Below are 12,898 nucleotides of genomic sequence, written 5' to 3'. Positions count from 1 at the left end.
CCTTGAATAACCAGCTAGTTCACTTTTTATTGTTTTCGTGCCATTAATACCCAGCAATAAGCATTAATGTATAAACTTGGATTGTGCAAATTTAAAACAGTTCCATTTAGGGCCTGTTGCACTGATGGGAACAAGGCCGTATAAGTCATTCTTCATCTGACTTCAGGCGAATATAGGTCTTGTATTTCTTTTTTAGCAACTTATCGATATACCGGGTTAATTTAACTTTTTGGTTGATGGCATCATCCAATGCGTCGGTCAGTTCTTTGAGCATATCTTTATAGTATTTAATATCTTTGCTCGCATCACCGACAGCAACTGTGCCGTCTGTTTCCCGAATAGGGCTGTTGTCAGCCACGGGAGCCGGAGGCTGAATAAACATCTCATCCGCCACTTCATTAACTACGGCTTCTACCGCATTCTCATCCAGTTCTTGTAGCTCTTCCAGAAATCCATACAACAGAATACGGTCAGTTAAGGTATTGATTTTGCGCGGTACCCCTTGGGTGAACTCAAAGATCTTTTGATAAGCACCTTCAGTAAAAAGCGAGGCACCACGCCAGCCAGCATGCTGTAAGCGAAATTCAATATAACGGCGAACATCGCTATCAGTTAGCGGAGACAGGTGGCAAGACGCCACGATGCGCTGTCTGAATTGCTCCATATTTGGTGCACGCAAAATAGGTTGCAACTCTTCCTGACCAAGCAAAAAGCTTTGCAGCAAAGGTTTACCTTTGGCCTGGAAATTAGACAGCATACGCAGCTCTTCAATGGTTTCCAGTGGCAGGTTTTGCGCCTCATCCACTAACAATAAGGCACGTTTACCTTGTTGATGCAATTGAAATAAAAATTTCTCTAGGTCCTTAAGAATATCTGCTTTAGATTTACCCTCGACATTCAATTCAAACTTACTGGCCACCATTTTTACCAGTTCATCCGGAGACAATTTGGGCGTTACGATTTGCGCAGCAAAGATATCTCCCTGAATTTCTTCCAGCAGGCTATTGGCAATGGTGGTTTTACCCGTCCCTATGCCCCCCGTAATGACGATAAAGCCTTCCGCCTGGGCCAGACCGTATTCCAAATAGGAAAGGGCTCTTTTGTGCCACTTACTGGCAAAGAAAAAACTAGGATCGGGAGTCAGTTGAAAGGGTTTGGCGCTAAGTCCGTAGAAGCTTTCGTACATGAATAAATCCGCTCAAATAATTACCCATCACGTTCCCGTGACTTGATGCTCTAATGCTAAAGCCTGCTCCAAAAACAAGCAAATACTATACTTGTCACCGCATTGAATAAAAAAGCGGAGCAGATTAGAGCATTACAGAAAGTATTATCAGCTGTTAAAAAGCAGGCTATGCCTGCCACGATTTAGGTCGACTGCATAAGCAATGAACAAAGATAAACACTCCCTACTATTAACCGCCTTTCTGGCTGTCGGTGATTTGGCGAATGATGCCAGTCGTCGACACGCCGTCCTCAAAGTTTAACACCTTGACTTCGCCACCATTGGCAAGTACGTCTTCGGCACCGGCGATCTGTTCAATTGTGTAATCACCACCTTTTACCAACACATCCGGCAAAAGCTCGCTAATCACCCGTTGCGGAGTATCTTCACTGAATGAGAACACCCAATCCACCGCAGCCAGGCCAGCCAGCACTGACATGCGTCTGTCAACCCGGTTTACCGGCCTGCCCTCACCTTTTAAACGGCGCACCGAATCGTCGTCATTGACCGCCACAATTAATCTGTCGCCCAATTTGGCAGCATTTTCCAGATAAGAGACGTGACCGGCGTGCAAAATGTCGAAGCAGCCATTGGTCATTACCACTTTCTCACCCCGAGCTTTGGCTGCCTGCACAGCCAGCAGCATTTGCTGCTGTGTCATCACACCGCGCCCAACGTCCTGTTCCTCAGCCACCGCCATGGCAAGCTCTGAACGACTGACGGTGGATGTACCTAATTTGCCCACCACGATACCTGCCGCAGCATTGGCCAGCATACAAGCCTGGGCCCAGTTGCACCCTGTGGCTACCGAAGCCGCCAGGGTGGCAATCACAGTATCGCCGGCACCGGTAACGTCATACACTTCTTTGGCTTTAGCAGGCAAATGTAGCTCGCTCTTACCGGGGCAGATGAGTGTCATCCCCTGTTCAGAACGTGTCACCAGCAGCGCTTCCAGTTGTAATGTCTCCAGCAATTGCTGAGCTTTATCAACAAGCTGTGTTTCGGTCTGACTGTGCCCAACTATTTGCTGGAATTCATTCATATTGGGGGTCAGTAAGCTGGCGCCCTGATACTTGGCAAAATCACTTCCTTTGGGGTCCACCACAATAGGAATACCCGCTGTTTTGGCCAATGTGATGAGTTCAGCCACTTCACTCAGGCTACCTTTGTCATAATCGGACAACAGCAACAGATCGTGCTGTGGCAGCAGACGCTCAACCCGGGCTGACAATGCCGCTTTGCCTACCTCGGCAAAACTTTGCTCAAAATCCAGTCGAATCAACTGTTGATTGCGGCTCAGTACCCTCAGCTTAGTAATAGTGTCCAACCCGGGCACTGACTCAAACGCACAATCAATTCCCATAGAGGTAAGTTTTTGCGTCAACACGGCGGCGGCATCGTCGCCGCCGGTCATACCCACCAATGTCACAGTAGCGCCAAGTGCCGCCAGATTAAGGGCCACGTTAGCTGCACCACCTGGCCTATCTTCGCTTTGACCAATCCTGACCACAGGCACAGGTGCTTCAGGCGAGATGCGGGCCGTAGAACCAGACCAATATCTGTCCAGCATAATATCGCCTACCACCAACACCCGTGCTTTGGAAAAATCAGGAATATTCATTACTTACAGTCCACTAATATTTCTGCGCGGATTGTACCACAGGGTAAAGCCAGGCGGTCCGATGTCGGACTGGAAAAAATTAGGCTAGAATGCGGCAAACTTTTTCACTTGGTCTTGCAGTGCAGGTTAAAGCTCCCCGTTTCCAATTAAGTTTCTTTCATCCCAGATATTGGCTGACCTGGTTGAGTATTGGCATGCTTTACTTAATTTCCTGGTTGCCTTATCGGCTGCAGCTCACATTAGGTAAAACTATTGGTCGTTTGTTGCACAAAGCGGTGAAATCGCGCAGACGGGTAGCGGAGCGCAATCTTGAACTGGCCTTTCCGCAGATGGACAAACCCGCCAGAGATGCACTGGTTTTACAGAATTTTGAAGCCGCTGGCATGGCTATGTTCGAAGCCAGTATGGGCTGGTGGTGGCCCGACTGGCGGGTGCAAAAACTGGGTAAAGTGGTAGGTTATGAACACATTCAGGCCATTTTAGCCAAAGGTAAAGGCGTACTTGGACTGGCCATTCACAATATGAATCTCGAATTCAACTGCCGGGTAATGGGCAATGTTCACCCTTCGGTGGTGTTTTACCGCCGCCACAATAACCCCTTAATGGAATATATGCAGTACCATGGCCGCGCCCGCTCCAATAAATACATGATACATAAGCGTGGTGTCGGTGAAATGTTAAAAGCACTCAACAGCGGCGAGCTGTGCCTGTACCTGCCGGATCAGGATTACGGCCCAAAACGTTGTGAATATGTGCCTTTTTTTGCCGTGCCTGATGCCGCCACCACCACAGGTACATTGTTGTTTGCCAGCCAATCAAACTGTGAAACGGTGTTTCTGGTGCCCTTACGTACCGCTGAGGGTTATGAAATACGCGTGTTACCCGGCCTTGAGAATTTCCCCTCAGGTGACGATAAAGAAGATGTGGCAAGGGTAAATCGTAAAGTGGAAGAGTTAGTTATGATGGCGCCTGAGCAATATTTGTGGATGCACAAGCGTTACAAAACCCGTCCACCGGAAAATCCAACTTCTCTATACTGAGTAAACAAAGCGTGGCAATATCCAAAACATGAGTAAGAAATCTTTTTCCTCCAGTATGTTCTGGGCCAGGCAGTTAGGCCTGGCGGCCGTGCTTATTGTGATTGCTGTAGTGGTGATTCAACTGCAGAAAAATCAGAAAGATGCGCCTGTACCTCAGGGGCAGACAGTTAAAAAAGATCCAGCCCGTGGTTTGTCTGATTTCTACGCTGAATACCGTACTTCTGCTGGGGTTCCGAATCCAGAGGAAAAGAGTGACTTTGTTATGGAGTTGTCCAATAAAGACACGCCACTAAATGACAGACTGCAAGCCATGGAGAGCATCCAAAAGCCCGTATCGGGTCGATGGGTAGGTGAACATAAATACCGTACCTTTAAGGCCGGTGGCACCTTACGAGAAATCATCACTGACTATGCGCAAAGTGAAGGCATGCAGGTGATATGGGAACTGGACCAGGACTTTGTGGTAAAAAACAACTTTCAGGTGGACGACACCGTCGTCGGCACCCTGAATAAAATTGCCCGCGCGGTGGACAGCAATTTCAGTGGCACAGTGGAAGGCTTTTTCTGCCCTAAACAACGCTCACTGGTGATTACCGATCACCCCACAGATTATCTGCGACAATTTTGCAGCCCGACTGATCCCGCCATCAGCAGTGAAGTTGAAAAAGCCAATTCACTGAAGTAGCGATCGCCATGTCTCGCCGCAGATAAATTATCCCCCCAGGGTTTGTTGCCAGATCTGCCGCACCTGTTCACGCAATGTTTCAAACTGACCACTGTCATCCACGGCACTCCTACCGTCCAGAACATAGCGGTGACCAGCGTTGCGATAAGCCAGGTATGCTTCGGTCAGCGCCTTGGCCCATTCCGGCTTGATGATCTGATGCTGTTGCAGACTTTCAAGGATACGCACATTGTCAGACCAGAAGCACAAGGCCGGTTGCTGATGGCTTTCGCTCAACACCCAGTACTGGGTCAGAAACTCTATATCGGCGATGCCGCCACTGCCCTGTTTAAGATCAAAGCCTTGTCCGGCCTGCAAGTGTTCGCGCATTTTTTCTCGCATCTGCCGTACGTCCTGCGCCAGCTTTTGCTTATCTCTGGGCTGGCAGAGTATGTCCTGGCGAGTTTGTCTGAATGCTTTGGCCAGGGTCTCATCGCCAAACACAAAGCGACTGCGACACAACGCCTGGTGCTCCCAGGTCCAGGCCTCAGCACGCTGATATTCGGCAAAACCGTTAATATGGCAAACCAACAGCCCGGAATTCCCCGATGGACGCAATCGTAAATCGGTTTCGTACAGATCCCCCGAGGCTGTCTTGGTGTTAAACAGGTGCATAATCCGCTGGGCCAACTTCAGATAAAACTGGCGGGATTCAATGGCTTTAGGCCCATCGGTATCTTCACAGCTGTCACAATTGTGCACAAACACCAGATCCAGGTCTGAACCATATCCCAGTTCAATCCCCCCTAACTTGCCATAAGCGATGACACCAAAGCCCAAATCACTGCCTTCTAGCCCGGCCGGACGTCCATAACGTTCCGTCATCTGTTGCCAGGCGTCCAGCACCACCTGTTTAATCATCGCTTCGGCCAGAAAGGTCAGATGATCACTGACCTTCATCAGTGGCAGCACATGAGTGACATCAGCGGCGGCGATCTTCAGTTGTTGCCCCAATTTAAATTGCCGCATGGCTTCCATGCGGGCTTCTAAATCCTGTTCAGGGATACGCAGCATAAACTGGCGTAATTCGTTAAAGTAACCATCCAGCGGCGCCAATTGATACAAATGCTGAGGGTTAAGTAACTCATCCAGCAAGATAGGGAAACGACCAATCTGCTCGGCAATCCAGGGACTGGCGTTACACAGCCTGACCAGTTGCGCCAGGGCTCCAGGATTTTCCAGTAACAAATCCAGATAGGCCGTTCTTCGGCAAACCGCTTTTACCACTCCGGTCAGACGCTGTAATACCAACTGTGGTTGATTTGAGTCTTTGATACAGGCATTAAGCACCCAGGGCATCAGTTTATCCAACGATTCCCTGCCTCTTGGGCCTATGGCGCGCGCGCGCATGTCCTGGGCAAAATCCCTCAGCTCTGCCCAGAAGGCTTCGGCAACAGTCGTTTGCAACAGATTTTGCAGTAAAGTCAGCGCTTCGCCATCTGACAGCGGCAGGTTCCATAAATCCTGCAACTCACTGATCTGTTCATCGGCCCCTTGCTCGTTTTCGTCACCAATCAGTTCCTGAAACTGGCCATGGATAGTCTGCATATGTTGTTCAAGGGCCCGGCAAAAACTCGTATAGTCAGGGTATCCCATGGCCAGGCACAAACGCTGGCGGTCGATGTCGTTATCTGGCAGTGTCTGAGTTTGCGCATCGTTAAACTGTTGCAGGTGATGTTCCGCCTTGCGCAGAAAGCGGTAACTTTCACCCAGGCTGTCTGCATCGTCCTCTGCCAGCCATTGCCGTAATTTGAGTTCTTCAAGCACCTCAAACAAACCCGGTTGCTGCAATGCCGCCTCCCGGCCGCCACGAATTAGTTGAAAGGCCTGAACAATAAATTCCACTTCCCGAATGCCACCAGCCCCCAGCTTTATATTGTCGGTGAGTTGTCGACGGCGCACTTCCTGGCTAATCAGGCGCTTCATATTACGCAGAGCTTCGATGGCGGAGTAATCCATATAGCGACGAAACACAAATGGCCGCAAAATGGCTTTTAGATCATCGGTATGGGGGACGACAGGGTTAATCACCCTGGCTTTGACCATGGCATAACGTTCCCATTCACGCCCTTGCTCCTGATAATAATCCTCCAGTGCTGAAAAATGCATCACCAGCGGACCACTTTCACCAAATGGGCGTAGGCGCATGTCCACACGAAAAACCTGACCATCGGCCGTCACCTGATTCAAAGCACTGATCAGTTTCTGCCCCAGCTTGGTAAAGAACTGCTGATTTTCCAGGATTTTACGTCCCCCTAGGGTTTCGCCTTGCTCGGGGTAGCAAAATATCAGGTCAATATCAGAGGAAAAATTCAGCTCTTCTCCCCCCAGTTTTCCCATACCAATTACCAGCATGGGTTGTGCTGTCCGCTGATACATGGGGGTGCCATAACGCGCCTGCAAATGGCGATAGCACCAGTCACAGGCATTCTGAATAAGGGCGTTGGCAAGTTTGGAAACCTGCTTCAGCGACGTATCAATACTTTGCCTCGATGTCAGATCCAACCAAGCGATTCGTACCATCTGATGACGCCGGAAGCGACGCAGCACTTTATGCAGGCCCGCCTCATCATTAACATCAGCAGGCAACTGCGCCCTTAGTAAGTTGTCGTAGTCAGGAACGCCCTCTACTAATCCCTGGCCTTGCAGCAGATCCTGCAAAATATCAATGTCCTGCCAGCAGCTTCTGGCAATAAAGTCACTAAGGCCGAACAGTGGCAAGACCTGTGTTTTATATTCAACCAACCACGGATGCTGCGGGTATTTTTCCAGCAGCAGCGCCCAGTGCTTCTCACTAATGTCCAATAGAGCCGCCGGCATGGTTGATTGCATCAAAATTCCTTACTGATAAAAGTACAATGAAGTTATGGCTAATAATGCCAGTTCCACTCAATCCTACCAATAGACTTGCGATTGATAGCTAACCTACTGAATAATTGAGGTCTTGGTGAATAAAGAATAAAGGTCAAATGAATTCAGACCTGATAGCGTTAACTTTTTCTCCGCAGGCATTACTGTACCAGGGATTGGATATAGTGATTGCACTGTTGTTACTGGTATTGATGCGCTGGGTATTTGGTGTCTGGACAAGGGTGGACGGCAATGACCAGCTTTCCGGCAAAGACAATTTTGCCTTTGGTATCAGTATTGCCTCCAGTTTGCTGGCACTGTCCATCATCTTATGGAGCGCAGCGGAAAAAGCCTCTTCCGAAGACTATCTTGCCCAGTCCATTCAAATGTTGGTTTATGGCGTTGTCGGCATACTGCTGATTAAAATCGGGCGCTTTGTTCATGACAGACTGGTGTTGGACAGACTGGATAAGCGTGAGCAGATCCTTGGCCGCAATGTCAGTATCGCCCTGGTTGACGGCGCCAGCTCTATTGCCATCGCCATTATGATCAGAAGTGTCCTGCTGTGGACAGAAGGTTTTGATATACACAGCGGTATCGCGGTTCTCAGTGGTTTTATTGTCACCCTGGCCGTTATGTTGGTCACAACCCGTTTAATGGAAAGACGCTTTGCCGAGGACAATCAGAACGACTCTATGCAGGACGTGTTGGTACGTGGTCAGGTGGCCCTGGCCATTCAGCATGGCGGCTTATTATTGGGTACCGCCTTTGCGGTGAGTGCCGCCAGTCAGTTGCTCGAATATCATCCCGCTGCTTATGTGAGTAACCTGCTGAACTGGCTGTTCCTGGCCATGCTGTTTACCTTGCTGACGTTCGCACTGGCCTGGGCGGCCAAACGATTGGTTTTACCCGGTATTAATCTGGTACGGGAAGTGGATCATCAACATAATGTCGGACTGGCCAGCGTTGAAATGGCCCTGACTATAGGTATGGCGTTATTGTTACTTGGGTTGGTGTCCTGATGGCTCGCGGACATAAACTCGGTGCCTTTGATATCGGCATGATGGTGCTGTCGCTGGTGGCGGTCATCAATATTTGCGTGCTGGTACTGATGGATCTGCCCAGAGATGTACACAGTTATCTGGTGTTTATGGACACCCTGATTTGCATGCTGTTTTTGTTGAACTTCACCTACAACCTGTTGGTGGCCAAAAACAGAACCACGTATTTTAAGGAACACTGGATAGATTTTGTCGCCAGTATTCCCATGATAGAGCCCTTCCGCTTTGCCCGCTTCCTGCAGGTACTGCGGGTGATTCGCCTGCTTAAGCAAACCCGCCATCTGGCTTTACCTTCGCTGAAAGACCGCATTCAGACCACCCTGGCCACTATGATGGTTACCCTGGTACTGCTTATTGGCGCAGCCGGACTCTCTATTTATCTGATTGAGCACGATTTACCCGGAGCCAACATCACCACCGCAGAAGATGCTATCTGGTGGAGCCTGGTTACCATCTCCACCGTTGGGTATGGTGACTACTATCCGGTTTCCACCGCTGGCAGAATCGTCAGCGTGCTATTGATTATCAGTGGTGTCAGTTTGTTTGGGGTTATCTCTGGTTATATTGCATCGTTTTTTATTACCCCGGCAGAAAAAGATCAGCTCGCCGTACAAAACCGCCGTATTCATGAAATCCACGATCAGGTGGAAAATCTGCAAAGCCAGATAAGTGACATACAACGTATGCTGATGGACATGCATCAGCAAAACACTGCACAGAAAAGTGAACCGCCCCCAAAGGATATGCCTTAGGTTTCCAGCAGTTCAGCCAGGCTTAACAGCCCTTCGATCAGCCTGCGTTTTTGTACTTTTGGCAGTTGTTTGACCCGATATTCTGCTCGACTGGCCTGGCTGCGATCCCCTACTTGTTGACAGAATTTCAGTTTTAATGGCCCCTTGCCTCTGAGGGCTTTAGCGCCTTTACCCAAATCTGACTGATGCTCTTCAAAACGCCTTGCAGGCTCGGTACTGATCCCTGTGTACCAATGCCCCAGACGATTCTCCACAATATACAGATACCAGCAAACTGCATCTGGTTGCTGTACTTCACCGTTGCACGGTGGTTTATCACCAGCAACCGGCTCCGATAACCTTGGGTCTAATTCCTCACTCCTCACTCCTCACTCCTCACTCCTCACACAATATTTTCAGTGTACAGTTGTTCGCTGAAATTCTATACTTACCGCCATTATCAGCTTTCAGGAAACCGTTTTGTCCACGCAACGCCCTTATTCCATTGCAGAAGAGTGGCTCAATGCCCTGAGCCATGGTATCGGCTTTATTGTCGCCATCATTGGATTGGTATTACTGTTGTTGCGTAGCGAATCCGGCCTGGCGATAACTGCTTCCAGTATATATGGCAGTTCATTATTGCTGATGTTTCTCAGCTCTACCATATATCACGCCGTCACTCATCAAAAACTCAAAGGCTGGCTGAAGTTGTTCGACCACAGTGCTATTTATTTATTGATAGCAGGGACTTACACACCATTTATGCTGGTCAGTGTGGGGGGATGGGTTGGCACCTTGGGCACTGTACTTATTTGGAGTATTGCCCTGGCCGGTGTTGCCTTCAAATGGCTGGCCAGACACCGCTTTCCCCGTTTGTCCCTGACCTTGTATTTGTTTATGGGTTGGCTGTCCCTGGCTTTTATCTATCCTTTGTACCAGGCCCTGCCCGGTGCCGGCATGTGGTTGCTGGTTGCCGGCGGACTCTGTTTCAGTATCGGCGTGTTATTTTACGTGGCCAAACGTTACCAGTTTACCCACGCCGTCTGGCATCTGTTTGTGGTCGCTGGCTGCACTTGTCATTATCTGTCTATTTATTATTTCGTTATGCCAGCTTAGGGTGATACACCACTATGCATAGCTGGCATCAATATACCGCAATTTTTTCTCAAACTGTTCCATTTGCTCGACTTTTTCATAATCAAAGTGGTATTGGTTATGAAAGCCGAAACTCAGCTTTACCGACGCATCTTCAATAAACAGGGTGTACCCGTCAAAATCCGTATAGGCCTTAACCCCTTCCAATGTATACGCATCATCCTGATGTTTGCCATGACTGCGAATCTTCTCGAACACCGCAAGCACGAAATGACTGTCGAATTCATTTTTCATAAGTGATCCCTTTCTCCGTTTGCTACGAATTAACTCAAAACCTACACAACCGTCGTCTGTTAATGAAATTACTGCTATTGCTGGGGGACCAACTGTGTTTAAAGCACCCCGTACTGCAACATCTTAACCCTGCCACCGACCATATTCTGATGGCAGAACTGCCGGACGAAGCCAGTTATGTGCCGCACAACAAGTTAAAGATTGCACTGGTCTTTTCTGCCATGCGTCATTTTGCCGCGGCCTTAATGCAACAGGGCTTCAGCGTGCATTACTACCAATACACTGACACAAAAGACCGTTGGCAAAGCTTTGATGCCTTACTTCAGTATCAGCTTAGTTGTTTCGCCTATCAAGCCCTTTACCTGGTTGAACCGGGTGAGCACAGGCTACAAAGCCAGTTTAACCAATGGGCGGATAGCCTGCCTGTGCCGGTCAGACAGTTCGACAGTCACCACTTTATCTTCTCTCGCCAGCAGATGCTTGACTGGTTTGCTGGTAAACAGCAGCCCAGAATGGAACACTTTTATCAGTGGGCAAGACGGCAGACCGGTCTGCTGATGTCAGGCTCGAATCCAGAGGGCGGAAAATTTAATTTTGATAAACACAATCGTCGGGCCTGGCCGGCCAACCTTACCCCCCCAAAAGCACAGCGATTTGATACAGATGATATAACCACCAAGGTGCTGGCTCTGGTGGAAAAGGAATTTGCACAAAACCCTGGCAGATTGGAACACTTTCACTTTGCCGTCACAGCTTGTCAGGCAGAGCAAGCGCTTGACGACTTTATCCAGACCCGTCTGGCCAATTTCGGCGACTATCAGGATGCCCTGGCAGATGATGAACCAGGGGTATTTCATAGCCTGTTGTCGGCTTATATCAATCTGGGATTATTAGCCCCCATAACTGTCTGTCGTCGGGCTGAAGCGGCCTATTATCAGGGACAAGCTCCCATTAATGCGGTGGAGGGCTTTATCCGACAAGTACTGGGGTGGCGTGAATACGTGCGTGGCCTTTATTGGCATTGCGGCGAGGACTACGCCAACAACAATCACTTTAATGCCACACATCCGTTACCCAAATGGTTCTGGCAGGGCACAGTGCGAATGCGCTGTGTACAGCAGGCAGTGGGCAACTCGCTGCATCTGGCCTATGCACATCATATACAAAGACTGATGGTGATCGGAAATTTTGCCCTGTTGGCTGGCCTGGACGTAAAACAGGTTTGCCAGTGGTATTTAGCTGTCTATATCGACGCGTTTGAGTGGGTGGAGCTACCAAATACCCTGGGGATGGCGCTGTATGCCGATGGTGGCTTGTTAGCCAGCAAACCTTATGCCGCCAGCGGCAATTATCTAAATAAAATGGGTAGTCACTGTCAGCATTGCCCCTACTCGCCGAAGTTGCTGACCGGCAACAAGGCGTGCCCATACAATTCGCTGTACTGGCGTTTTATTGATATTCACCAGCAGGAATTTGCCGCCAACCCAAGAATGGCGCTGATGGTCAGCCAATGGCACAAGAAAAGTCATGAACAGCGTTCTGCCATCCGCCACTGGGCGGATGGCTTAATCAGGCGTATTGACAGTCTTTAGAAATTATAACGGATGCCGATCTGGCCGATATTGGCTTCAAAATCCTCGGCACCTCTGACATGTTGGGCTTCAATACGCAGATCAAGAGAATCCGACAAGCGGAAATCAAAGCCTAAGCCGACCACACCGGCAACAATGGTTTTGTCCAGCTCACAGGACAGAGCTGCAGTGCCTTCAACGCTCAGCGCAATAGCATCACCGCGTTCACAACTTTGATTAGCCGCAATCACAGCCTGCGACTCCAGTTTGACGCTCATGACACCAACCCGGTAAAACAGCGTACCGGCTTGCGAAGACGCCTTACCGAGCAAAGCCAGATAAAGGGCATCGGCCTTGATACTGCTGCTATCTTCTGAACCCAGATTGGTCAGGCTCGGCGCATCCCCCTGTTCATCCAAAAGCTGCTGAAAGCCGCCTTCCAGCACCCACTGACGATGTAATTCATAGCCCATACCAAAGCTATAGCCCACGCCCTTACCACCCGCCTGCCCCTGCTTGGCATCCGCATAACCGGCCGAAAGCAATCCATACATATTGTTAGCCACAGCCGTTGTACTGGTAAACAGACCCATTAAAAGTGCAGGAATTAAGGTTTTCTTCATTTTTCCATTTCCAAGTTAATTTGCCATCGGCCATGCCTGGCCGCCAACAAACAAAAGCGCAGA

At 49.3% G+C, this 12,898-nt stretch carries 12 protein-coding genes; 6 read left to right on the top strand and 6 right to left on the bottom strand.

Features of this window, described 5'->3' with window-relative positions:
* Positions 1-145 precede the first annotated feature (145 nt).
* Positions 146-1,186, bottom strand: coding sequence for an XrtA/PEP-CTERM system-associated ATPase (locus CSR04_RS18720; protein WP_102797849.1), 1,041 nt, complete (start codon positions 1,184-1,186; stop codon positions 146-148).
* A 229-nt stretch (positions 1,187-1,415) separates the two neighbouring features.
* The gene (gene hldE / locus CSR04_RS18715) at positions 1,416-2,846 is read right to left on the bottom strand and encodes a bifunctional D-glycero-beta-D-manno-heptose-7-phosphate kinase/D-glycero-beta-D-manno-heptose 1-phosphate adenylyltransferase HldE (RefSeq protein WP_102797848.1); all 1,431 of its coding nucleotides are present in this window, start codon (positions 2,844-2,846) and stop codon (positions 1,416-1,418) included.
* 89 nt (positions 2,847-2,935) lie between these two features.
* Here hldE and lpxL point away from each other — a divergent pair, with 89 nt between their 5' ends.
* Together lpxL and CSR04_RS18705 are read left to right on the top strand one after the other, a co-directional pair.
* Positions 2,936-3,886 carry an LpxL/LpxP family Kdo(2)-lipid IV(A) lauroyl/palmitoleoyl acyltransferase gene (gene lpxL, locus CSR04_RS18710; protein ID WP_102797847.1) on the top strand — a complete coding sequence of 317 codons (951 nt, stop codon included), beginning with the start codon at positions 2,936-2,938 and terminating at the stop codon, positions 3,884-3,886.
* A gap of 28 nt (positions 3,887-3,914) precedes the next feature.
* Positions 3,915-4,571, top strand: coding sequence for a TcpQ domain-containing protein (locus CSR04_RS18705; RefSeq protein WP_102797846.1), 657 nt, complete (start codon positions 3,915-3,917; stop codon positions 4,569-4,571).
* 27 nt (positions 4,572-4,598) lie between these two features.
* On the opposite strand, the gene glnE is transcribed toward CSR04_RS18705, so the two are convergent.
* The gene (gene glnE, locus CSR04_RS18700; protein ID WP_102797845.1) at positions 4,599-7,442 is read right to left on the bottom strand and encodes a bifunctional [glutamate--ammonia ligase]-adenylyl-L-tyrosine phosphorylase/[glutamate--ammonia-ligase] adenylyltransferase; all 2,844 of its coding nucleotides are present in this window, start codon (positions 7,440-7,442) and stop codon (positions 4,599-4,601) included.
* A 137-nt stretch (positions 7,443-7,579) separates the two neighbouring features.
* Here glnE and CSR04_RS18695 point away from each other — a divergent pair, with 137 nt between their 5' ends.
* Positions 7,580-8,482, top strand: coding sequence for a DUF350 domain-containing protein (locus CSR04_RS18695; protein ID WP_102797844.1), 903 nt, complete (start codon positions 7,580-7,582; stop codon positions 8,480-8,482).
* A complete protein-coding gene (locus tag CSR04_RS18690; RefSeq protein WP_102797843.1) occupies positions 8,482-9,273 on the top strand; it encodes a potassium channel family protein in 792 nt (263 codons plus the stop codon). Before CSR04_RS18695 ends, CSR04_RS18690 begins: the two co-directional genes overlap by 1 nt.
* Here the strand turns inward: CSR04_RS18690 and CSR04_RS18685 are convergent.
* Complete coding sequence (locus CSR04_RS18685; protein ID WP_425427708.1) at positions 9,270-9,638, bottom strand: GIY-YIG nuclease family protein; 369 nt, start codon at positions 9,636-9,638, stop codon at positions 9,270-9,272. The two genes, CSR04_RS18690 and CSR04_RS18685, sit on opposite strands and share 4 nt — an antisense overlap.
* 94 nt (positions 9,639-9,732) lie before the next feature.
* On the opposite strand from CSR04_RS18685, the gene trhA reads away from it, so the two are divergent.
* Positions 9,733-10,368 carry a PAQR family membrane homeostasis protein TrhA gene (gene trhA, locus CSR04_RS18680; RefSeq protein ID WP_245921738.1) on the top strand — a complete coding sequence of 212 codons (636 nt, stop codon included), beginning with the start codon at positions 9,733-9,735 and terminating at the stop codon, positions 10,366-10,368.
* 12 nt (positions 10,369-10,380) lie between these two features.
* Here the strand turns inward: trhA and CSR04_RS18675 are convergent, their stop codons facing one another.
* Positions 10,381-10,641 (bottom strand): DUF3081 domain-containing protein, encoded by a 261-nt coding sequence (locus CSR04_RS18675; protein ID WP_102797841.1) that lies wholly within the window; start codon positions 10,639-10,641, stop codon positions 10,381-10,383.
* Positions 10,642-10,703: 62 nt separating this feature from the next.
* Here CSR04_RS18675 and CSR04_RS18670 point away from each other — a divergent pair, with 62 nt between their 5' ends.
* A complete protein-coding gene (locus CSR04_RS18670) occupies positions 10,704-12,233 on the top strand; it encodes a cryptochrome/photolyase family protein (RefSeq protein ID WP_102797840.1) in 1,530 nt (509 codons plus the stop codon).
* On the opposite strand, the gene CSR04_RS18665 is transcribed toward CSR04_RS18670, so the two are convergent.
* Entirely contained in the window at positions 12,230-12,835 is a 606-nt protein-coding gene (locus tag CSR04_RS18665; RefSeq protein WP_102797839.1) for an outer membrane beta-barrel protein, read from the bottom strand. The genes CSR04_RS18670 and CSR04_RS18665 overlap by 4 nt on opposite strands.
* Positions 12,836-12,898: the final 63 nt, after the last annotated feature.

Source organism: Bowmanella denitrificans, assembly GCF_002887595.1.
GTDB classification, from domain to species: domain Bacteria; phylum Pseudomonadota; class Gammaproteobacteria; order Enterobacterales; family Alteromonadaceae; genus Bowmanella; species Bowmanella denitrificans.
The sequence above is the reverse complement of the archived record's forward strand: the minus strand, read 5'-3'. Positions and strand labels throughout refer to the sequence as shown.